The 22,295-nt window shown below is 67.1% G+C and carries 16 protein-coding genes; 9 read left to right on the top strand and 7 right to left on the bottom strand.

Annotated features, from left to right (window positions below; genetic code table 11):
- Positions 1-151: 151 nt before the first annotated feature.
- Both ahpC and ahpF read left to right on the top strand, forming a co-directional pair.
- Positions 152-715 (top strand): alkyl hydroperoxide reductase subunit C, encoded by a 564-nt coding sequence (ahpC, locus tag AB4083_RS01045; RefSeq protein ID WP_441605896.1) that lies wholly within the window; start codon positions 152-154, stop codon positions 713-715.
- A 177-nt stretch (positions 716-892) separates the two neighbouring features.
- On the top strand, positions 893-2,476 hold the full coding sequence (gene ahpF, locus AB4083_RS01040) for an alkyl hydroperoxide reductase subunit F (RefSeq protein ID WP_441605895.1): 1,584 nt from the start codon (positions 893-895) through the stop codon (positions 2,474-2,476).
- A 180-nt stretch (positions 2,477-2,656) separates the two neighbouring features.
- Here ahpF and prpE read toward each other — a convergent pair whose 3' ends face one another.
- On the bottom strand, positions 2,657-4,549 hold the full coding sequence (gene prpE, locus AB4083_RS01035; RefSeq protein ID WP_441605894.1) for a propionate--CoA ligase: 1,893 nt from the start codon (positions 4,547-4,549) through the stop codon (positions 2,657-2,659).
- Between the two features lie 497 nt (positions 4,550-5,046).
- Between prpE and AB4083_RS01030 the strand changes: the two genes are divergently transcribed.
- From AB4083_RS01030 to AB4083_RS01005, 6 genes are all read left to right on the top strand, one after another.
- On the top strand, positions 5,047-6,756 hold the full coding sequence (locus AB4083_RS01030) for a collagen-like triple helix repeat-containing protein (protein WP_441605893.1): 1,710 nt from the start codon (positions 5,047-5,049) through the stop codon (positions 6,754-6,756).
- 108 nt (positions 6,757-6,864) lie between these two features.
- The gene (locus tag AB4083_RS01025) at positions 6,865-8,544 is read left to right on the top strand and encodes a ShlB/FhaC/HecB family hemolysin secretion/activation protein (RefSeq protein WP_441605892.1); all 1,680 of its coding nucleotides are present in this window, start codon (positions 6,865-6,867) and stop codon (positions 8,542-8,544) included.
- Positions 8,545-8,712: 168 nt separating this feature from the next.
- Positions 8,713-10,014 carry a dicarboxylate/amino acid:cation symporter gene (locus AB4083_RS01020; RefSeq protein ID WP_441605891.1) on the top strand — a complete coding sequence of 434 codons (1,302 nt, stop codon included), beginning with the start codon at positions 8,713-8,715 and terminating at the stop codon, positions 10,012-10,014.
- A gap of 40 nt (positions 10,015-10,054) precedes the next feature.
- Positions 10,055-11,227, top strand: coding sequence for an OprO/OprP family phosphate-selective porin (locus AB4083_RS01015; RefSeq protein ID WP_441606459.1), 1,173 nt, complete (start codon positions 10,055-10,057; stop codon positions 11,225-11,227).
- A gap of 16 nt (positions 11,228-11,243) precedes the next feature.
- Positions 11,244-12,551 (top strand): MFS transporter, encoded by a 1,308-nt coding sequence (locus AB4083_RS01010; protein WP_441605890.1) that lies wholly within the window; start codon positions 11,244-11,246, stop codon positions 12,549-12,551.
- A gap of 52 nt (positions 12,552-12,603) precedes the next feature.
- Positions 12,604-15,255, top strand: a complete 2,652-nt coding sequence (locus tag AB4083_RS01005) for a hybrid sensor histidine kinase/response regulator (protein ID WP_441605889.1) — start codon at positions 12,604-12,606, stop codon at positions 15,253-15,255.
- A gap of 103 nt (positions 15,256-15,358) precedes the next feature.
- On the opposite strand, the gene AB4083_RS01000 is transcribed toward AB4083_RS01005, so the two are convergent.
- The 3 genes from AB4083_RS01000 to AB4083_RS00990 form a co-directional block, all read right to left on the bottom strand.
- Positions 15,359-15,991: a LuxR C-terminal-related transcriptional regulator gene (locus AB4083_RS01000; RefSeq protein ID WP_441605888.1), complete on the bottom strand. Its 633-nt coding sequence runs from the start codon at positions 15,989-15,991 to the stop codon at positions 15,359-15,361.
- A gap of 56 nt (positions 15,992-16,047) precedes the next feature.
- A complete protein-coding gene (locus tag AB4083_RS00995; RefSeq protein ID WP_441605887.1) occupies positions 16,048-17,034 on the bottom strand; it encodes a malate dehydrogenase in 987 nt (328 codons plus the stop codon).
- Between the two features lie 81 nt (positions 17,035-17,115).
- Complete coding sequence (locus AB4083_RS00990; protein WP_441605886.1) at positions 17,116-18,315, bottom strand: pyridoxal phosphate-dependent aminotransferase; 1,200 nt, start codon at positions 18,313-18,315, stop codon at positions 17,116-17,118.
- 515 nt (positions 18,316-18,830) lie between these two features.
- Between AB4083_RS00990 and AB4083_RS00985 the strand changes: the two genes are divergently transcribed.
- Positions 18,831-19,088 (top strand): GlsB/YeaQ/YmgE family stress response membrane protein, encoded by a 258-nt coding sequence (locus AB4083_RS00985; RefSeq protein ID WP_441605885.1) that lies wholly within the window; start codon positions 18,831-18,833, stop codon positions 19,086-19,088.
- A 65-nt stretch (positions 19,089-19,153) separates the two neighbouring features.
- Here the strand turns inward: AB4083_RS00985 and AB4083_RS00980 are convergent, their stop codons facing one another.
- From AB4083_RS00980 to AB4083_RS00970, 3 genes are all read right to left on the bottom strand, one after another.
- Positions 19,154-19,603: a YidB family protein gene (locus AB4083_RS00980; protein WP_441605884.1), complete on the bottom strand. Its 450-nt coding sequence runs from the start codon at positions 19,601-19,603 to the stop codon at positions 19,154-19,156.
- A gap of 163 nt (positions 19,604-19,766) precedes the next feature.
- Positions 19,767-20,276, bottom strand: coding sequence for a peptidylprolyl isomerase (locus AB4083_RS00975; RefSeq protein WP_441605883.1), 510 nt, complete (start codon positions 20,274-20,276; stop codon positions 19,767-19,769).
- Between the two features lie 69 nt (positions 20,277-20,345).
- Positions 20,346-22,181, bottom strand: a complete 1,836-nt coding sequence (locus tag AB4083_RS00970; RefSeq protein WP_441605882.1) for a 3-hydroxybutyrate oligomer hydrolase family protein — start codon at positions 22,179-22,181, stop codon at positions 20,346-20,348.
- Positions 22,182-22,295: the final 114 nt, after the last annotated feature.

Here is a 22,295-nt window from a genome sequence, read left to right as displayed (position 1 = left end):
ACGATGAGCTGCGCAGACTGCGGGTCTTGCGCCGGCGCCGGCTGTCGATAGCCACCGCCTATCATCACCATCCCGACAATCGATTAGATAAATCCTGTTGCCGGCGCTAATCTTTGCGGCTTCCAACCACCACTACACGGGAAAAGCACCGATGTCGTTGATCAACACCGAAATCAAACCGTTCAAGGCCCAGGCATACAAAGACGGCAAGTTCGTCGAAGTGACGGACGCCAGCCTGAAGGGCAAGTGGTCCGTGGTGGTGTTCTACCCGGCCGACTTCACCTTCGTGTGCCCGACCGAACTCGAGGACCTGGCCGACCATTACGCCCAGTTCCAGAAGCTGGGCGTCGAGATCTACGGCGTGTCGACCGACACCCACTTCGCGCACAAGGCCTGGCACGACACCTCCGACGCGATCAAGAAGGTGCAGTACACCCTGATCGGCGATCCGACCGGCACCATCACGCGCAACTTCGACGTGATGATCGAAGAAGAAGGCCTGGCCCTGCGCGGCACCTTCGTGATCAATCCGGAAGGCCAGATCAAGCTGTGCGAGATCCATGACAACGGCATCGGCCGCGACGCTTCCGAGCTGCTGCGCAAGGTCAAGGCCGCGCAGTACGTCGCCTCCCATCCGGGCGAAGTGTGCCCGGCCAAGTGGAAGGAAGGCGAAAAGACCCTGAAGCCGTCGCTCGATCTGGTTGGCAAGATCTAAGCCAGCGCTTTGCCGTCATCTGCGGCCCGCCTCTTCGGGCCGCCTCGGACCCGGCGTCCCGCCGGGTCCGTTCCCGAACAAGCAAGCCTCGCCATACAAGCTGTCCCGCGACGCCTGGCCTGCGCCAGGTGCTCGTGGCGCTCACCCCGAATTCCTCGATACAGCGGAGTAACCACCATGTTGGACGCCGATCTGAAGACCCAATTGCAGGCCTACCTCGAAAAGGTCACGCACCCGATCGAGCTGGTGGCCTCCCTCGACGACAGCGCCGCCTCCAGGGAGCTGTCGGAACTGCTGGAAGACATCGCCGCGCTGTCCGACAAGGTCAGCCTCAGCCGCACCGGCCACGACGCGCGCAAGCCCTCCTTCGCGATCAGCCGCGTGGGCACCGACGTGGAAGTGCGCTTCGCCGGCATCCCCCTCGGCCATGAGTTCACTTCGCTGGTGCTGGCCCTGCTGCAGGTCGGCGGCCATCCGTCCAAGGCCGCGCCGGAACTGCTGGAGCAAGTGCGCAACCTCGAAGGCGAATACCGTTTCGAGACCTTCATGTCGCTGTCCTGCCATAGCTGCCCGGACACCGTGCAGGCGCTGAACCTGATGAGCGTGATCAATCCCAACATCAAGCACGTCGCCATCGACGGCTCGCTGTTCCAGGACGAGGTAAACGAGCGCCAGGTGATGGCCGTGCCCACCGTGTTCCTCAACGGCGAGGCGTTCGACCAGGGCCGCATGACGATCGAGCAGATCGTCGCCCGCCTCGACACCGGCGCCGCCCAGCGCGACGCCACGAAGATCGACGCGAAGCAGCCATTTGACGTGCTGGTGGTCGGCGGCGGCCCCGCCGGCGCCGCCGCAGCGATCTATGCCGCGCGCAAGGGCATCCGCACCGGCGTGGCGGCGGAGCGCTTCGGCGGCCAGGTGCTGGACACCATGGCGATCGAGAACTTCATCTCGGTCACCTATACCGAGGGCCCCAAGCTGGCCGCCTCGCTGGAGCAGCACGTGCACGAGTACGACGTGGACGTGATGAACATGCAGCGCGCCGAAAAACTGGTCGCCCCGGCCGACCCCAACGGCCTGTTCGAAGTGAAGCTGGCCAACGGCGCCACGCTGAAGTCCAAGACGGTGATCCTTTCCACCGGCGCGCGCTGGCGCAACATGAACGTGCCGGGCGAGCAGGAGTACCGCAACAAGGGCGTCACCTATTGCCCGCACTGCGACGGCCCGCTGTTCAAGGGCAAGCGCGTGGCGGTGATCGGCGGCGGCAACTCCGGCGTGGAAGCGGCGATCGACCTGGCCGGCATCGTCGGCCACGTCACCCTGCTGGAATTCGACGGCAAGCTGCGCGCCGACGACGTCCTGCAGCGCAAGCTGCGCAGCCTGCCCAACGTCAAGATCATCGTGAACGCGCAGACCACCGAGGTGCACGGCGACGGCCAGAAAGTCAGCGCGCTCGCCTATACCGACCGCCAGGGCGGCGAGAGCCACCGCGTGGAACTGGAAGGCGTGTTCGTGCAGATCGGCCTGCTGCCCAATACCGACTGGCTGAAGGGCACACTGAAGTTGTCGCCGCGCGGCGAGATCGAAGTGGATGCGCGCGGCGAGACCTCGATTCCCGGCGTGTTCGCTGCGGGCGACGTCACCACGGTGCCGTACAAGCAGATCGTGATCGCCATGGGCGAAGGCGCCAAGGCTTCGCTCAGCGCCTTCGATCATCTGATCCGCATGCCGGTGATCGAAGCGGAAGCCGTCGCCGCCTGATGGTTGTTTAAAGCTCGCCCGCCCGCAGGGTCCCCGGTACGCCAACAGGCGGGGGCTGGTCGGGCGGGCGATTTTTTATGCCCGCATCCGGCGTAGGTTGGGGTGAGCCACAGGCGAACCCCAACATTCGTGTGTCGAACGGTGCCGTGATGTTGGGGTTCGCCTGCGGCTCACCCCAACCTACGCCTGGTCAGGACCCCGCTCCAGCGCACGGCGAATTTCTTCCAGCGCGCCCGGATCGTCCAGCGTCGACAGATCCCCCGGATCGCGCTGCTCCGCCAAGGCCTGCAACGACCGCCGCAGCAACTTGCCCGAGCGCGTCTTCGGCAAGGCATTCACCACATAGATGCGCGAAGGCTTGGCGATGCCGCCGAGTTGGTCCACCACACGCTGCTGCATGGCGTGCGCCACCTGTCCGGCCTGCGCTCCGGCATCCTGCTTGAGCGTGGCGAATACCACCGGCACCTGCCCTTTCAAGGCGTCGTGCACGCCGATCACCGCGGCTTCCGCCACGGCCGGATGAGTGGCGACGGATTCCTCGATCTCGCGCGTGCCCAGCCGATGCCCCGCCACGTTGATCACGTCGTCGGTGCGGCCGAGGATGGTGGTGTAGCCGTCCGCGTCGCGGATCGCCCAGTCCAGCGAGCTATACAGCAGCTCGTTGAAGTGGCTGAAGTAGCTGCTCAGATAACGCTCGTCGTCGCCCCACACGGTGCTGAGGCAGCCGGGCGGCAGCGGCGGTTCGAACACCAGCACGCCCTTGCTGCCCGGTGCCGCCTCCTTGCCGCTCGCCTCGTCGATCACCTTCATCCGGTAGCCCGGCGCGGGCAGGCCGGGCGAGCCAAACTTGATCGGCTTCAAGTCCAGGCCCGGCATCAGCGTGATCGCCGGCCAGCCGGTTTCGGTCTGCCAATAGTTGTCGATCACCGGGACGCCCAGGCCGTCGGTGATCCAGTGCGCGGTCGGTTCGTCCAGCGGCTCGCCGGCGAGGAACAGCCAGTGCAGGGTCGAGAGATCGTATTTGCGCAGCCATTCCGGCTCCTGCTTCTTCAGCACGCGGATACCGGTGGGCGAAGAGAACATGGTGCGCACACCGTAGCGTTCGCACAGATACCACCAGATGCCCGGATCGGGCCGCGTCGGCAGCCCTTCGTACAACAACGAGGTGGCGCCGCCGATCAGCGGCCCGTAGACGTTGTACGAATGCCCCACCGCCCAGCCCACGTCGGAAGTGGAAAACATCACCTGCCCCGGCGCGATGTCGAAGATGCAGCGGATCGACATCGCCATCGCCACCGCATAGCCGCCGACGTCGCGCTGGATGCCCTTGGGCCTGCCGGTGGTGCCCGAGGTGTAGAGCAGATAGCTCGGCTCGTTCGATTCCAGCCAGGCCACCGGCACCTCGGCCTGCTCGTGCGCCTGGCGCAGTTCGGCGTAATCGAGGTCGCGCCCGGGCACGCGGGTCATCTGCGGATCGAGCCCGCGGTCGACGATCAATACATGCGGCGGCGGCGCGGCGGTTTCCTCCAGCGCCGCATCCACCAGCGGCTTGTACGGAATCACCTTGCCGCCGCGCATGCCGGCATCCGCGGCGATCAGCAGCTTGGGCCGCGCATCGTCGATGCGCAGCGCGAGGTTGTGCGCGGCGAAGCCACCGAACACCACCGAATGGATCGCACCCAGCCGTGCGCAGGCGAGCATGGCGAACACCGCTTCGGCGATGTTCGGCAGGTAGATCACCACCCGATCGCCGCGCTGCACGTCGAGCGATGCCAGCACCGCGGCGAACACGTTCACTTCGCGGTAGAGCTGGCGATAGCTCAACTCGCGGGTCAGGCCGGTCTCGCTCGATATCGCCACCAGGGCGAGCTGCTCGCCGCGTTCGGCCAGATGGCGGTCGACGGCGTTGTAACAAAGGTTGGTGGTGCCGCCGACAAACCAGCGGCGGAATGGGGGGCGGGAATAATCGAGCACCTGTTGCGGCGGCACCTGCCAATGGATCAGCCGCGCCTGTTCGGCCCAGAACGCCTCGGGCTCCTCGATCGAGCGCCGATAAAATGCCTCGTAATCCATGTCCGCATCCGCCCGCGCTGAATAGAAGGCAAGACTCGCCCAAGCGGTGAGAAGGATTGCACTAGACCTTGGTCGCACCGAATGAAAGGCCTTATGGGCTTAATTGGAATTAGCCAAAAGGACTATTAGAACGATGCAATAAAAAGCAACATTGAGAAACTGTCTGCATAGAAAATGCCAACCACCCGTTCTTCACATATGTGTTTGTAGCACTGAGAAATAAATCATGTGATTATCAAAAATAATCCTTAATTAACACGGAATTTTCACATTTCTTCACTGAGTATCTGGGCCGCCCAGCAACGCGCGTTCGAGGTGCTCGGATGGGCATGGGGAAACGACGCGCACATGCCACTGGGACAGGGGAGTGGCTAATCCGGTAAAGACATCCGCGGTATTAATTGACTGCCTGGATCCAGGACGGAATCGGGCGGCGCGCGTGTTCTGCCGGAAGCCTATTACCAGACACTCGGCTGCGTTTCTCGGAGGAAATGGCGATGAGTAACCGACATGTGAGCACCGTGTTGAAACAGACCTTATTGATTTCCTGCATGCTCGCCGCCGGCATTTCGCTGACGGCCTGCTCAGGTCACAGTTCCTATAAATCCGGCGGCGGCGGCGTCGTGAATCCCGGCGGCGCCGGTGGCGGCGATGGCGGCGGTTCCGGCGGCGGCGGCGATGGTTCGGGCGGCGGCGGTGGCGGTGGCGGCGGCACGGGCGGTGGCGGCACGGGCGGTGGCGGCACCGGCGGTGGCGGCACCGGCGGTGGTGGCACGGGCGGTGGTGGCACGGGCGGTGGCGGCACGGGTGGTGGCGGCACCGGCGGTGGTGGCACTGGCGGTGGCGGCACCGGTGGTGGTGGCACTGGCGGTGGCGGCACCGGTGGTGGTGGCACTGGCGGCGGTACTCCTGCGCCCACGGGCGTGGTTGGTGCGGTCGCGACCGGCGGTGGCGGCATCGTCACGGCGGTAGGCAATACCGTCATCGGTATCGGCCAGCAGATTCCCAACACGACGATCCTCGGCAATACCCCGGTAACCCAGGGTCTGGCGGGTGTCGTGACCAACACCGGCGATGCCGTGGTCGACGTCGGCAACGGCCTGAAGAACGGGCTGGGCCAGATCGGCAATACCAGCGATCCGATCGGCACCACGGTGCTCGGCACCAGCAGCGCCGTCAACGATCTCGGCCAGGCCGTCACCAGCCTTGGCGGCACCGTGACCGCGGCCGGCGCGTTCCAGGGCTCGCCGATCACGCCGATCACGTCGCTGGTCGGCAACGTGGTTTCCACCGTCGGCACCGACGTGAGCAAGCTCGACACCAGCCTCAACGGCCAGCTCGCCACCGGCCTGCCGAAGCAGCTGACGCAGACGCTGAGCAATACGCTGACGCCGATCGCGCTGGTTGGCCAGAACGGCAGCGGCAGCGGCAATCCGACCAACCTGGTCGCAGCCGTCTCGACGGCCGGCGGCGGCGCGGCGACGGGCCTGGGCAACGGCCTCAGCGGGATCGGCGCTTCGCTCGGCACTTCCCTGCCGGGCGGCCTGAGCAATCCGACCACCGTGGCACTGGGCAATACCGTCAGCGATGTCGGCGGTACGGTCAGCGCACTCGGCGGCGGCCTCAGCAACGGCCTGGGCAAAGCGGGCAGCATCGCCAACCCGGTCGGCGTGACCCTGGCCAGCACCGGCGGCGTGGTGGCCGGCGTGGGCGCCACCGCCAATGGCGTAGGCGGCGTGGTCGCCAGCCTCGGCGGCGGCCAGTTGTCCGGCCTCAGCCCGCTGACCAATACGCTCGCTTCGGCGGTGAACCAGGTGGGCGGCGGTGTGACCAATCTGGGCGGCGCGGTGACCAATACGGTCAACGGTCCGCTGTCACCGGTCACCCAGGGCCTGAGCAATGTGGTCAACACCGTGGCCAGCGCCACCACCGTACCGCTGGGCAGCAATGCCACGGCGGGCACCGGCAGCCTCGGCGGGCTCGGTGCACTCGGTGGCCTGGTGAGCACCGTGACGGCGCCGATCACCGGGGCCGTGTCCGGCGGTGCCGCAGGCGGCACGTCCGGCGCCAGCAACCCGCTGGGCGGCCTGGTCGGTACGCTCACCGGCACGGTGGGCAGCGTGACGTCGGGCCTGGGCGCCAACTCAGGCGGCAGTTCCTCCAATAACAACGGGGGCCTGCTAGGCGGATTGCTGCACAAGAAGTAAGCGGCAACGGAGAGGCGGCCGCAGGGCCGCCTCTTCGCATGAGGCATCGCTTCGCTGCACACTGGCCGTGTGCAGTGAAGATCCAGCGACACGAAGGAGCGTCAGCGCATGAGGAGATGGTTGGTGTTCGCCACCGCCGCCGCAGCCTCGACCACGGGCTGGGCACAGAGTCGTCCTCCGGTTCCCAATCCCCTGCAGACTTTGCCGCGCGTGGAAACGCCCGTACGGCAACCCAGTGTCACCCTCAACGTCGAGCAGCAGCGCAACGACCAGCTCGCCGCGCTGATGGCGCTCACGCTCACCCCGACGCGCATCGATATCGACGGCGTGCATTCCGTGCCGTTCGCGCAGGTCGCCGCGCTGTTCAAGCCGCTCACCGGCAAGACGGTGCGCATCGCCGACCTGGTCGCCGCGGCCAATGCCTGTACCAAGCTGTATCAGGAACACGACTACGCGCTGTCGTTCTGCTTCATTCCCGCGCAGGACTTCCAGGACGGCGTGGTCAAGGTCAACGTGGTGGAAGGCTACGTCGCCGCCGTGGACATCGCCGGCGCGCCCGGCAACATGGAGCGGAAGATCCGCGCCATCGCCAGCCACATCACCGCCGACCGCCCCCTGCGCCGCAGCACCTTCGAGCGCTATATCCAGACGCTCGGCATGCTGCCCGGGGCCAAGATCGATGCGGACGTCGCCGCGCCCACCACCACCGACGGCGCCACGCGCCTGAAGCTCAAGGTGAAGCGCCAGCGCTACGACGTGAGCACCGGCATCGATACCAACCACCCCGGCGTGCAGGGCATCTTCGCCGGCACGCTCAACGGCATGACGCCCCTGGCGGAGCAGCTCACCGGCTCGGTGCTGTACCCGCCCGGCCGCGGCAAGCAGCAGTTCTACAGCGCCGGCTATGCGCAGATGCTCGGCTCCAGCGGCTTGATGGCTCGCCTCAACGCCTCGCATTACTACGGCAATCCGGACACCGACAGCCAGTTGCCTTCCTATCTGCGCCACCGCCTGTCGCAGGACCGCCTCGACTTCAGCCTCAGCTATCCGCTGCTGCTGGGCAATACGCGCAGCCTGATCCTCGGCGGCGGCCTGTACGGCTCCAACCAGAACGACAAGTACCGCAACCTCGTCAACGGTGCGCAGCTGGAATTGAAGAACGACGTGCGCGTGCTGCACAGCGAACTGGACTTCACCCAGGTCGGCGAAAAGCGTTCGCGCAAGCTCGGCATCGGCATCGCCCAGGGCTTCGACATGCTCGGCGCCGGCAGCCGCGGCCTCACCAATATCCCCGGCGCCCTGGTGGCCAATCCCACCGACGTGCGCTTCACCCGCTACAACCTCAACGCGATGCAGAGCGACACCTGGCCGGCGCACCTGGTCACCGTGGCCAGCGTGGTGGGCCAGTACAGCCACTATCGCCTGCCCTCCGCCGAACAGATCAGCTTCGGCGGCCCGCGCTTCGCGCTCGGCTACGATCCGGGTGCGGTGTCCGGCGACAGCGGCTGGGGCGCGTCGCTGGAACTCAACCGGCCGTTCAAGCTGAGCTCGAAGTGGGTGACCGTGCTGACACCCTATGTGCTCGGCCAGACCGCACGCGTCTACCTCAACGGCTCGCGGCCGGCCGCCGACAGCCTGCAGACCGCCGCGCTCGGCCTGCGCCTCACCGACGGCAAGCACTACACGGTGGACATCTCCGCCGCGCAGCCGGTGGGTGACAAGACGCAGGACAACCTGGCGCGGCACACGCGCTACGACCTGACGTTCTCGTACCAGCTGTTCCCGTAGGTTGGGGTGACAACCCCAACATAGCCAAGCGCACGCCCCGCAACGTTGGGGTTCGCCTGCGGCTCACCCCAACCTACGCCGGCGGACCGGCCGACTAGCCGGTATGTGTTATTTGCCCCCCGCCCCCCGCCTGACAAGCTCCCGGTCACCCTCCACCGGGATGCCGTCATGCCTGCGTTTTTCCGCCACTTCTATTTCTGGGTGCTGGCCGCGATCGTCGCGGGCGGGCTGATCGGCCATTACGCGCCGGAAACCGGCGTAGCGATGAAACCGCTCGGCGACGGCTTCATCTCGCTGGTGAAGATGCTGATCGGCCCGATCATCTTCCTCACCGTGGTGCTGGGCATCGCTGGCGTGTCCGACGTGAAGAAGGTCGGCCGCGTCGGTGTCAAGGCGATCCTGTATTTCGAAGTGGTGTCGAGCTTCGCGCTGATCATCGGCCTGGTGGTGGTCAATACGCTCAAGCCTGGCGCCGGCTTCAACGCCACGCCGGCATCGCTCGACGCCGCTGCGGTGGCCAAGTACGCCACCGCGGCGCACGAGCAGGGCACTGTTCCGTTCCTGCTGCACCTGATCCCCAAGACCTTCACCGATGCCTTCAGCGGCGACGGCGATCTGTTGCAGGTGCTATTGCTGGCGCTGCTGTTCGGCTTCGCCATGATCCATCTGGGCGAACGCGCCAAGCCGGTGATGACCCTGCTGGAAGCACTGTCGAAAGTGTTCTTCCGCATCATGGGCATGATCATGCGGCTGGCGCCGCTGGGTGCGATGGGCGCGATGGCTTTCACCATCGGCAAGTACGGCGTGCACAGCCTGGGCCCGCTGCTGAAGCTGATGGGCAGCTTCTACCTGGCCTGTATCCTGTTCGTGGTGGTGGTGCTGGGCGCCATCGCACGCGCCACCGGCTTCAGCATTTTCAAGTTCCTGCGCTATATCCGCGACGAGCTGCTGCTGGTGCTGGGCACGTCCTCGTCCGAGTCGGCGCTGGTGCCGCTGATGCAGAAGCTCGAGCGCCTGGGCTGCTCCAAATCGGTGGTCGGCCTGGTGGTGCCCAGCGGCTATTCGTTCAATCTGGACGGCACCAATATCTATCTGACCATGGCCGCGATCTTCGTGGCGCAGGCGCTGGGCGTGGAGCTCACGCTGACCCAGGAACTGACCTTGCTCGCGGTCGCCATGCTTACTTCCAAGGGCGCCTCCGGTGTCACCGGTGCGGGCTTCATCACACTGGCCGCTACCTTGGCGGTCGTACCCTCGGTACCGGTCGCGGGCCTGTCGCTGATCCTGGGCATCGATCGCTTCATGAGCGAAGCTCGCGCGATCACCAACATCATCGGCAATGGCGTCGCCACCGTGGTGGTCTCCCACTGGGAGAAGGAACTCGACCACGCCAGCCTGCAGGCCGCGCTCGACGGCCGCCCGCCTTCGCCCGCCGCGGACGCGGCTCCCCTGCTCACCGAAGCCGGCTGAGCCGGCCCCTTCCTGCTCCGACGAGGTCGCGATGAAAGCCATGCCGATGAAGACGCTCAGTGGAATCGTGCTGTGCGCGCTGGACCTCGTGCCGGCGGCGCAGGCGGCCGATATCAACAACTGGCCGATCAAGTACACCACCGCTGGCGGCACCGAGTGGGCGCTGTACGGCAACTACCAGTACGACGTGATGGACGTGCGCCACAGCGACACCATCGAGGACTCGCACACCAACCGCCGCAAGGAATTCGGTTTCACCGCCAAGAAAAAGGGCGAATGGGACGCGCTGGTGTACTTCGACTTCCAGTCCAGGCAGTGGCTGGACGTGTACTGGCGGATGGAGACCAAATGGCTGTTCGGCCAGGACTACGGCAAGCTGCGCTTCGGCTACAGCAAGCTGCCGGTGGGCTTCGAAGGCGTCACCAGCGCGCGCAATGACAGCTTCGTGGAGATCGCACTGCCGCTGCAGGCGGTGTACGAGACGCGCCGCACCGGCGTCGACTGGGCCTACGAGCGCCCGGCCTACCTGGTCAATCTCGGCTACTACTTCGGCGAAGACCTGCAGGGCGACAACGACGGCACTACCGTCGCCGCGCGCGCCGCATGGACGCCGCTGAAGCAGGAAGGCAACGTGCTGCACCTGGGTCTGTCCGCCTCGCTGGAGCATCCGGACGGCAGCACCGACGGCCGTGGCGCCTATCACTCCGCTTCCGCGCGCTGGCGCTCGCGTCCGGAAGTAGGCCTCACCACCGTGCGGCTGATCGACTCCGGCACGCTGACCCACGTCGACAGCAACCGCCGCCTCGGCCTCGAGGGCCTGTGGATCGACGGCCCGCTCTCGTTCCAGGGCGAATACCTGCAGGCGCACACCAAGCGCACCGACGGCCTGGCCGACTACACGGCCGATGGCTGGTACCTGTTCGGCAGCTATGTGCTGACCGGCGAATCGCGCCCCTACACCGCCGGCAACGTCGCCAACATCAAGCCGCGCAACCCCTGGGGCGCGGTGGAGCTGCTGGTGCGCTACAGCGCGCTGGACCTGGACGACGGCAAGGTGCGCGGCGGCCGCGAGCACGACCTCACCTTCGGCGCCAACTGGTATCTGACCCAGCACTTCAAGTTCCAGGCCAACTACGTCAAGGCCCACTCCACCCACCTGGGCAAGCGGCAGGACCCCGACGTGCTCGAAGTGCGCGCGCAGGTGTACTTCTGAGCAGCCGGAGCAAGGCATGAGCAGCAGCACCGCCGAACTCGCCACCCGTGCCCCCGCCATCACGGCGGGACAGCGCCTGCGTTCGATCTTCAGCGGCTCGATCGGCAACCTGGTCGAGTGGTACGACTGGTACGTCTATTCGGCGTTCTCGCTGTACTTCGCCCACGTGTTCTTTCCGGCCAGCGACCAGACCACGCAGTTGCTCAATACCTCCGGCATCTTCGCGGTGGGCTTTTTGATGCGCCCGCTCGGCGGCTGGCTGCTCGGCACCTTCGCCGACCGGCGCGGGCGCAAGGCGGCGCTGCTGCTGTCGGTGTTCATGATGAGCCTGGGCTCGCTGATCATCGGCCTGTCGCCGGGCTACGCGCAGATCGGCGTCGCCGCTCCGATCCTGCTGGTGCTGGCGCGCCTGCTGCAGGGCCTTTCGATCGGCGGCGAATACGGCACCTCGGCCACCTACCTGAGCGAGATGGCGCCGCGCGAAAGCCGCGGCTTCTGGTCGAGCATCCAGTACGTGACCCTGGTCGCCGGGCAACTGATCGCGCTGGCCTTGCTGGTAGTGCTGCAACAATTCCTGCTGTCGACCGAGCAGCTGCACGACTGGGGCTGGCGCATTCCGTTCCTGATCGGCGCGCTGCTGGCGGTGATCGCGGTGATCATCCGCCGCAACATGGACGAGACGGCCTCGTTCAAAAAGGCCAAGCTGCTGGAAAGCCCGCTGCGCACCTTGATGCGCCATCCGCGCGAAGTGCTGACGGTGATCGGCCTGACCATGGGCGGCACGCTGGCCTTCTACACCTACACCACGTACATGCAGAAATTCCTGGTGAACTCGGCCGGGATGAGCAAGGCCGACGCCACCTCGATTTCCACCGCGGCGCTGTTCGTCTACGCCTTGCTGCAGCCGGCGTTCGGCGCGCTGTCGGACCGCATCGGCCGGCGGCCGCTGCTGATCGGCTTCGGCGAGCTGGGCGCCCTGCTCACCTATCCCATCCTGTCGACGCTGAAAGAGGTGCACGACTGGTGGCAGGCGTTCGGCCTGATCATGACCGCGCTGATCATCGTCAGCGGCTATACCTCGATCAATGCGGTGGTGAAGGCCGAGCTGTTCCCGACCGAGATCCGCGCGATCGGCGTCGGCCTGCCCTATGCGCTGGCGCTGTCGGTATTCGGCGGCACCGCGGAATACGTGGCGCTGTGGTTCAAGAAGATCGGCCACGAGGACTACTTCTACTGGTACGTCACCGCCTGCATCGCGTGTTCCCTGCTGGTATACATAGGCATGCGCGACACCCGGCGGCATTCGCGCATTGTCGAGGACTGAACCCGTCCGCGACCGGGGACGCCGCCGCGATCGAGGCGTGCCGTTCTCCTTCATGACCATCCGCTTCCGCCACGGCAAGACCCTCGCCATCGCCGCGCTGCTCGCCGCCGGCATGGCGCTGTCCGCCCTGCTCGCCTACCGCATCGCGCTGCGCCAGAGCCTGGGCAAGATGGCCGAGGACAGCGCGCAGCAACTGCAACTGCAATCGCTGGCCCTGCAGCGGCTGATCGACCGCTACCGCGTGCTGCCCGGCACCCTGGCGCTGGACCCCGAGTTGCGCGCCGCCCTGCTCGCGCCGCCCGACGCGACCATGCAGCACTACCTCAATCTCAAGCTGGAACACGCCAACGGCGTGACGCACGCCTCGACGCTCACCCTGCTCGACCGCGACGGCCTCGCCCTCGCCGCCAACAACTGGCGCGAGCCGAGCAGCAACGTCGGCCACCGCTACGATTTCCGCCCGTATTTCCAGGGTGCCGTGGCCAACGGCGTCGGCACGTTCTATGCGGTAGGCATTTCCACCCACGTGCCCGGTTATTTCATCGCCGAGGCGGTGAAAGGCAACCGCGGCGAAGTCATCGGCGTGATTTCGGTCAAGGTGCCGGTGGGCGAACTCGAACGCGAATGGCTGCATGGCGAAGGCACCTTGCTGCTGAGCGACAAGGCCGGCGTGGTCTTCCTCACCAACCAGCGCGAATGGGAATTCCGCGAACTGGCCACGCTCAAGCCCGACGAAGCCGCACGCATGGAAGCCACCCGCCAGTACGAGGGCCAGCAACTGCGCCCGACCGTCTATCGCGTGCTCGACGAGCTCGGCGACGGCAGCCGGCTGGTGCGCATCATCGAACCGGAAGGCCGCGGCACGCGCCTGTGGACCTCGCTCAACCTGCCGCTGGAAGGCTGGACCCTGCATCTGCTGCGCAGCGCCGCCGGCAGCCTCGCCACCGCGCGCCTGGCCGCCGCCGTGGCCGCGGGAGCGTGGGCGCCGCTGATCCTGCTGGGGCTGTTCCTGCAGCAGCGCCGCCGCCTGATCCAGCACCGGCTGCACAGCCGCGCCGAACTGGAACGGCTCATCACCCATTACACCGGCGAGTTGCGCTCGGCGCAGGACAGCGTGGTGCAGGCGGCGGAAGCGGCTGGCAGCCGCAACGCCAGCCTGGAACACCTGCCGCAAGGCGTCAGCGTGGTGGACAAGGAACTGCGCCTGGTGGCGTGGAACACGCGCTACCAGGAAATCTTCAAATTCCCGCCGGGCCTGCTGCGCGCCGGCATGCCGATCGAGGACGTGCTGCGCCACAACGCGCGGCTGGGCCGGCTCGGCCCTGGCTCGGTGGACGAGGCGATCCAGCGCCGCCTCGAGCATATGCGCAGCGGCTCGGCCCATATGTTCGAGCGCGAGCGCCCCGACGGCAGCGTGCTGGAGATCCGCGGCAATCCCCTTCCCGGCGGCGGCTTCGTCACCAGCTTCGCCGACATCACCGCCTACAAGGCCGCCGCGCGCGACCTGCGCAATCTCGCCACCACACTGGAGCAGCGCATCGAGGAACGCACCCACGACCTCGAAGCCGCCAAGGCCGAAGCCGAACACGCCAACCGCAGCAAGACGCGCTTCGTCGCCGCCGCCGTGCACGACCTGCTGCAGCCGCTGAACGCCGCGCGCATGTATGTCGGCGTGCTGCGCGCGCGCCTGCCCGGCGGCGACGATCGCGGCCTGGCCGACCGCGTGGAAAGCGCGCTGGAGGCACAGGACGAACTGCTGGCCAGCCTGCTCGACATCGCGCGATTGGAAGCCGGCGCGTTGACCGCGAAACCGGTGGACGTGCCGCTGGAACCGCTGCTCACCGGCTTGGCGCGGCAGTTCGGCATCCTCGCCCAATCGCGCGGCCTGGTACTGCACTACGTGCCCTGCCACGCCATCGCGCACAGCGATCCGCTGCTGCTGCGGCGCGTGCTGCAGAACTTCCTTTCCAATGCGATCCACTACACGCGGCGCGGACGCGTGCTGCTCGGCTGTCGCCGCGTGTACGACGGCCTGCGCATCGAAGTGTGGGATACCGGCGTGGGCATTCCCGAAGCGAAGCGGCAGGCGATCTTCGAGGAATTCCACCGGCTCGACAGCGGCATCGACCGCGATGGGCGCAGCGCCGGCCTGGGCTTGTCGATCGTCGATCGCATCGCGCGCCTGCTCGATCACCGTATCGGGCTGCGTTCGTGGCCGGGGCGCGGCAGCGTGTTCTCGGTGACCGTGCCGCATGGCGATCCGGCCGGCGTGGTCGCCGCGCCCGCAGCGAGTTCGGTCATGACGGATGACGATTCACCGCTGCGCGGCTGCCGCGTGTGGTGCGTCGACGACGCGCCGAGCGTGCGCGAGGCGACGGGTGCGCTGCTGCGGCATTGGGGTTGCGCGGCCACCCTGGTCGACAGCGCCGAGCGGGCCATCGCGCTTGCCCGCGCGGGCGAAGCGCCGGACCTGCTGTTGCTGGACTACCAGCTCGGCGAGGACGTCACCGGACTGGATCTGCTGCCGCAGCTGGCGCAACGCTGGGGCGTGCAACCGCCGACCATCGTGCTGTCGGCGCAGAAAGATGCGGAAACGCGGCTGCGCGTACAGGAAGCCGGATTGCGCTTCCTGCCCAAGCCGGCTGCGCCGGCGGCGTTGCGGGCGCTGGTGTCGCAGATGTTGCTGGCCGGCGGCGCATCGTAGCCTCGTAGGTTGGGGTGAGCGCAGCGAACCCCAACGGGTGGCGCCATTCGGCGTGAGCGGTTTGTTGGGGTTCGCTGCGCTCACCCCAACCTACGTGTGCGCTTTACGGCGACTCGTCCAAGTCCAGCGACTTCGCCAGCACCGCCGCCTGCGTGCGCGAACGGCAGTCGAGCTTCTTCAGCACCGCCGTCACATGAATCTTCACGGTGTTCTCGGCCAGCCCGAGCTGATCGGCGATCTGCTTGTTGAGCAAGCCTTCGGCCAGCAGCATCAATACGCGCAATTGCTGCGGCGTAAGCTGCGCCAGCTGCGCCGCCAGCGCGGCATCCTGTTCGCTGCGTTCGGCCCTCTCCGCGGCAAACCAGCTGCCGCCCGCGAGCACCTGGTGCACGGCCTCGCCCAGCGTGCCCACCGGCGCGGACTTCGAAACGAAACCCGCCGCGCCAAACTGCTGCGCGCGGCGCACGGTGCGCGGATGGTCGTTGGAGGAAATCACGATCACCGGCACTTCCGGCCGCTCGCCGCGCAACAGTACCAGCGAGGAAAAACCCATCGCGCCGGGCATGGCCAGGTCCAGCAGCACCAGGTCGATCACCGCTTCGTCGGCCAGCGCCGCTTCCAGCGCACTCTGGCTGGCCACTTCCACCATCCGCGCCGCGGGCAGCGCCTCGCGCAACCCATGCAGGATCGCGGCGCGGAACAGCGGATGGTCGTCGGCGACGATGACGGTCTGCAAAAAAGCTCCCCCGGATACGATCGCCCCCGCGCGAGGCGGGGGCGATGCATTGCAGCTTACTTCTTGGCGAACAGATGTTCGACCGCGGCGCGCTCTTCGCGCAGTTCCTTGTCGGTCGCGTCCATGCGGGCGCGCGAGAAGTCGTTGACGGCCAGGCCCTGCACGATCTCGTACTTGCCGTTCTTCACCGTCACCGGGTAGCCGTAGATCACGCCCGGGGCGATGCCGTACGAGCCGTCGGACGGGATGCCCATCGAGACCCAGTCACCGTCGGTGGTGCCCAGCGCCCAGTCGTGGATATGATCGATCGCGGCCGAGGCCGCCGAGGCCGCGGACGAAGCGCCGCGCGCCTTGATGATCGCCGCGCCGCGCTGCTGCACGGTCGGGATGAAGTCGCTCTCGTACCAGGCCTGGTCGACCAGCTCGAGCGCGGCCTTGCCCTTCACCGAGGCCTGGTGCAGGTCCGGGTACTGGGTCGAGCTGTGGTTGCCCCAGATGGTGACCTTGTGGATGTCGGTGGTGTGCGCACCGGTCTTCTCGGCCAGCTGCGACAGCGCGCGGTTGTGGTCCAGGCGCACCATCGCGGTGAAGCACTTCGGATCCAGGTCCGGGGCGTTCTGCTGTGCGATCAGCGCGTTGGTGTTGGCCGGGTTGCCGACCACCAGCACCTTCACGTCGCGCTTGGCGTGGTCGTTCAGCGCCTTGCCCTGCGGGCCGAAGATGGCGCCGTTGGCTTCCAGCAGGTCCTTGCGCTCCATGCCGGGGCCGCGCGGACGCGCGCCGACCAGCAGGGCGTAGTCGACGTCCTTGAAGGCCACGTTGAGATCGTCGGTGGCGACGATGCCGGCCAAGGTCGGGAAGGCGCAGTCGTTCAATTCCATCACCACGCCCTGCAGGTTGGGCAGCGCCGGAGTGATTTCCAGCAGGTGCAGGATCACCGGCTGGTCCTTGCCGAGCATGTCGCCGGCGGCGATGCGGAACAGCAGGGCATAGCCGATCTGGCCGGCAGCGCCGGTAACGGCAACGCGAACGGGGGCTTTCATCACTTGCACTCCTTCATGGTCGGGTGGGCAGGCCCACCGAATGGTGTTGGCGGGCCCTTGAGACCCACCGATACGGATGGATCAGCTCAGCTGCGCGAAGAAGGCCTGGATGCGTTCGAGGCCCGGCTTCAGCTGCGCCGTGGGACAGGTGTAGGAGATGCGCATCGCGCGCGGTTCGCCGAAGGCCGAACCGGGCACGCAGGCCACGCCGGTGGCTTCCAGCAGGGCCGCGCAGAACTCCACGTCGTTGGTGATCCTGGTGCCGTTGTGACTCTTGCCGAAGGCGACCGAGATATCCGGGAACGCATAGAACGCACCTTGCGGACGCGGGCACACCACGCCGGGGATCGCGCTCAATGCCTCGAACACCACGTCGCGCTTGCCGGCGAACTCCGCGCACTTGGCGCGCGGCACGTCCTGCGGGCCGCCGAAGGCCGCGACGGCCGCCGCGGTGATCACTTCGGGCACGCTGGTGATGTGGTTGGAGTTGAGCGTGGTCATCGCCTTGGCCACCGACTCGGGGCCGGCGATCAGGCCGACGCGCCAGCCGGGCATGCCATAGGTCTTGGAGACCGAATCGACGAACACCAGGCGCTCGCGCAGCTCCGGCCGCGCGAATACGAAGTTGTGATAGCCGATACCGTCGAACACCATCGAGTTGTAGATGTCGTCGGTGATGATCCAGGTGTCCGGATACTGCGCCAGCACGTCGGCCAGCGCGGCGATTTCCTCGCGCGTATAGACCATGCCGGTGGGGTTGGACGGGTTGTTGAACAGGAACACCTTCGGCTTGCGCTTGAGCGCCGCTTCGAGCTGGGCCGGTGCCAGCTTGTAGTTCTGTTCCGGACCGCAGTGCAGCACGTTGGTCTTGGCGCCGACGATGTCCGCGATGTCGTGGTAGGTGGTCCAGTACGGCGCGGCGAAGCAGATCTCCTCGCCCTCGTTCAACATCGCCTCGGCCAGGTTGTACAGCACCTGCTTGGCGCCGATGCCGATGGACAGGTTCATGCGGCCGTAGCCGCTGAAGCCCAGCGCCTCGATGTGCTTGAGGAAGGCATCCAGTAGCGGCTCGGCGCCGCGGTTGCTGCCGTACTGGCCGGAGTCGTGCTTGAGCGCCTCGCGCGCCGCCTCGTACACATGCTCGCCGGGCAGGAAATTCGGCACGCCGATCGAGAAGCTGATGATGTCGCGGCCGGCGGCTTTGAGCTGCCTGGCCTTTTCGGCGATGACCATGATCGCGCTGGGTTTGGCGCGGCCGACACGCTGGGCGAGCTGGGGCATGACTTCCTCTGGTTAGAGCCTGTTGATGATCTTCCCGTAGCCCGCGCCGGGTCTGTTTGCGCGCAGGGCAAGGAAGAGCGAAGGAGTGTACGTCCGTACACGACTGAGTGATGACGCCGCCATGCGGGCAAACAGGCCCGGCCCTCCGGGTTGCCTTTGAATGGCCGCCATGCGGCAGCGCGCGGCTTGACCTGGCAGCCAGCCAGGCGCTGCGCCACGCGCTACCACCTGACGGCCATTCAAAGGCAACGCGGGCCACGGGAAGATCATCAACAGGCTCTTGGGGGACGGAGGCAGCAAACCCGGCGATTTTAGCATGCGGCGCTGCCGCATCCGGGGTTGTCGCAAGTCCTTGCCGGCGCTGGAACTACCCGGTGCAATCGGACCGCGGGCGGGGCATGATGCGCTCGCTACCGGTCGCTTCGGCGCACCAGGCCACCGGAGGCAGCGGGCCATCAGGAAGGCGCCCGCCAGTCGTACTCAGGGGACTATCCAATCATGACGGAGGAACGGGTATGCATTGGCTGTGGGTAATCATCGTCGGTCTGGTCGTCGGCCTGCTCGCCAAGGCCATCATGCCGGGCAAGGACCCGGGCGGCTTCATCATCACGGCACTGCTGGGTATCGCCGGCTCCTTCATCTCCACCTATGTCGGCGAACAGCTCGGCTGGTGGCCTGGAACGGGCCTCATGCATTTCGTCGGCTCGATTCTCGGCGCCGTGGTGCTGCTGCTGATCTACCACTTCGTGTTCAACCGCAATCGCACCACCTGAGCACAAAAAAAGCCGCCGGCGGGGCAACCCGCCGGCGGCTTTTTCGCAACCGTCAGACCTGACCGTCAGACCTGGGCTTTGTTGCCGCCCAGCAGCGAACCGGCCAGCGAGGCCAGCGAACCCAGATCGATGCCACTGCCACCCTGCGGCACCTGGCCGTCGGGGGTGAGGTGATCCACCGCGTGCGGCAGCACCTGCGACAGCTGGCCCAGCAGGTCGCCCGGATTGACGCCGAGCTTGCCGGCCGCCTCCTGCACTACCGAGCCCAGGCCGCCGTTCTGCAGCGCCTGGCCGAGCTGGTCGCCCGACACCTGCTGGTTGGCGCCCGAACCGACCCACGACTGCGCCGCTTCGCCCAGGCCATGCTGCTGCAGGATGTTGAGCAGGCCCTGCAGGCCGCCGGCCTTGTCGATCAGCTGGCCCGCCACGGAAATCAGCGAGCCGCCCTGTCCTTCCTGGCCGCCCTGCCCCAGCAGACTACCCAGGCCGCCCAGCAGATCATTAAGTGATGCCATGTTTGCTCTCCCTAAGATTGAAAGGTCTACCCCGGTAGCGCACGTCTGGCGCGTCCGGCAATTCTAGACGTGCTTCGGCTAGCCGCATGTGACGGCATCGTTAATGAAGAAGGCCGCTGTCGTCGCCGACAGCGGCCTTCTTCCATTCGCAGGAAAACGAGGCTCAGCCGCGCTGGTCGAGCACCGCGTTCCATTCCTTCACGCGCTCGGCCTGGGCGGCCAGCAGTGCGTCCACGTCGCCTTCGACGGTGACCTTCTCGATCACGTCGTCCTGGCGGATCGCATCGACCACCTTCTGGTCTTCCGCGCCGACCACTTCGCCGAACACGCTGTGCTTGCCGTCCAGCCACGGCGTGGCGCCATGGGTGATGAAGAACTGGCTGCCGTTGGTGCGCGGACCGGCATTGGCCATCGACAGCACGCCCGGCTTGTCGTGGCGCAGCGCGGGATTGAACTCGTCCTCGAACTTGTAGCCCGGGCCGCCGCGGCCGCTGCCCTCAGGGCAGCCGCCCTGGACCATGAAGTCGTTGATGACGCGGTGGAAACTCAGGCCATCGTAGTAACCGCGGCGCACCAGGTTGACGAAGCTGGCCACGGTCACCGGCGTCTTGTCGTCGTGCAGGCGCAGGTGGATGGGGCCGCGGTTGGTGGTGAAGGTCGCATGGATGGTCATCGGTGTTCCTTGGACGGACGGAAGCCGGCAAGGATACTCCAGCCGGGCGGCCTGTTCAGGCCACCCCGTTCAGGGCAGGCCGAGCGCCGCCCGCTCGATCGCCCCGGCGCCGCGGGGACGGCTCGCCGGCACTGCCGGGGCCTCGCGCGGCCATGGCGCGCCTTCGTACAGGTGGCTCCACAGCCGGTCCAGCGCCAGGTAGCCATAGGGCAGCAGCGGCACGTGGCGCTCGCCGAAACCCGGCAGCGGCAGGAAGGCGTCGAAGTGCTGCGCGTAAGGCACCTTCCAGTACAGCGGATGGCGGCCCAGCGCGCGCAGCCAGTCGACATAGGGTTCGGAGGTGAAGGCGGTCGGCAGCAGGCCGTCCTCGGCGCCGTGCAGCACCCATAGCGGCAGCTCCGGGCGAGGCAGCCGCACCGAGGTCGCGGCGACGCTGGCATGCAGGTCGGCGACGTCGGCGCCGGTGCTGTCCCACAGCGCGCGCAGGCAGCGCGTGCCGGGCAGCGCGGGGTCCGTAGAAGTATCGGTGCCGCCAAGCAGTGCGATGCCATTGCCTGGAGGAATACCGGCCGCATCCGCCCACCACGAGGCGCGCACCGCCGGCGTCGCCTCGGCGGTCGTGGCGTAGTGGAAACCGCAGGGCATGTCCGCCGCGCCGCGACGCAGATAAGACGACGCATAACCGGCGGCGATCGCACGCCACAGATCGAACGCCTGCGTGCTCGCCGCCACGTTCAGCGCGGCATCCGTCCAGCCGCCCGCATGCAGATGCTCGTACGCCTGCGCGGCCTGGGCCTGCGGCGTATCGCCGCCGACCAGCCCTTGCTCGCGCAGGCTGGTGCAACGCGCCAGCCATGCGGCCGGCGGCTTGCCGTCCTTGCCGCGGGCCAGGGGCGTCTTGTCGAAGCGTGCGTCGCTCAAGGCGCAAGGCAGCCACAGTGCCGCGTCGGTGGCGTAGTCGTAGAGCGCGCGGCCGTGGCCCTCGACGTGCACGTTCGGTTCGAGTGCCACCACGCCGGCGAGCACGCCTTCCTGATCGAGACCCGCCGCCTGCAGCACCGCGCCGCCGCCGTTGGAAAGGCCGGTGGCGATGATGCGCGTGTTCTGCGCCGTGAACGGCGCTTGGTTCGGATACGCGCGGTCGAGCATGGCCAGGCCGAAGCGCGCCGCCTGCAGCACGTGGCGTCCCCAGTCGGCTTCCGGATGATCGCCGGAGTGCAGATGCTTGATCGCGACGCCGGCTGCGGCGGATGTCTTCGCCGGTTCGAATTCCAGCGGCGCCTCGCCACGCTTCGCGCGCGTGCCGTCGAGCTTCACGCCACTGTCGTCGGCGTAGTCGAAATAGCCCGCGCCGGTGCCCTTGTCGGTGTAGACCACCGCGCAACCGCGCGGCAAACCCCATGCACCGGCCAGCGCGATCGCACCGTAGATACCGCGCGAACCGGACGAGGCCGTCACCACCAGGCAACGCTTTTGCGTATCGAAATGGTCCGGCAGCTGCAGCAGCACGCGATGCGGCGCATGCGCGCCGGGAATGCGCGCGAAGGCCTGGTACTCGCGCCCCGGCACTTCAGGCACCGCGCCATAGACGCGCCCATAGCCGCCGAGCGGGCCGAGATCGGCGATGCCTTTCCAGCTGTTCTGGATCGCACGCCGGCGCAGTTCCTGCGGCGTCGGATGCACGGCATCGGCATACGGCGCGGGCACGCCGGCCAACCCGGCCAGGCCCAGTCCCGCACTCAGCAGATCGTCGCCGCCGCGATGCTCGCTGACCCACACGTCGCCTTCAATGAAATCCGGATCGCGCATGAAACCCTGTCCCGATCGATGAGAGGAAGGCGGCTGCGCCGCACAGGCGGCCAGCAGCGGCACGAGCAACAGCCAGGAGCGATAGAGGATGGTCATCGCGCCACCATAGCAAGCGGCGGTTGGCGCGCTATCGTACGAAGGTACAGCGGGTTTGTGGCACTGGCGAGCAACCCTCGACGCCGTGCCCCCACCCCGCTAACGTCCCTCTTC

Origin of the sequence: Dyella sp. 2RAB6, from assembly GCF_052115385.1 — a bacterium.
GTDB lineage: Bacteria > Pseudomonadota > Gammaproteobacteria > Xanthomonadales > Rhodanobacteraceae > Dyella_D.
The sequence above is the reverse complement of the archived record's forward strand: the minus strand, read 5'-3'. Positions and strand labels throughout refer to the sequence as shown.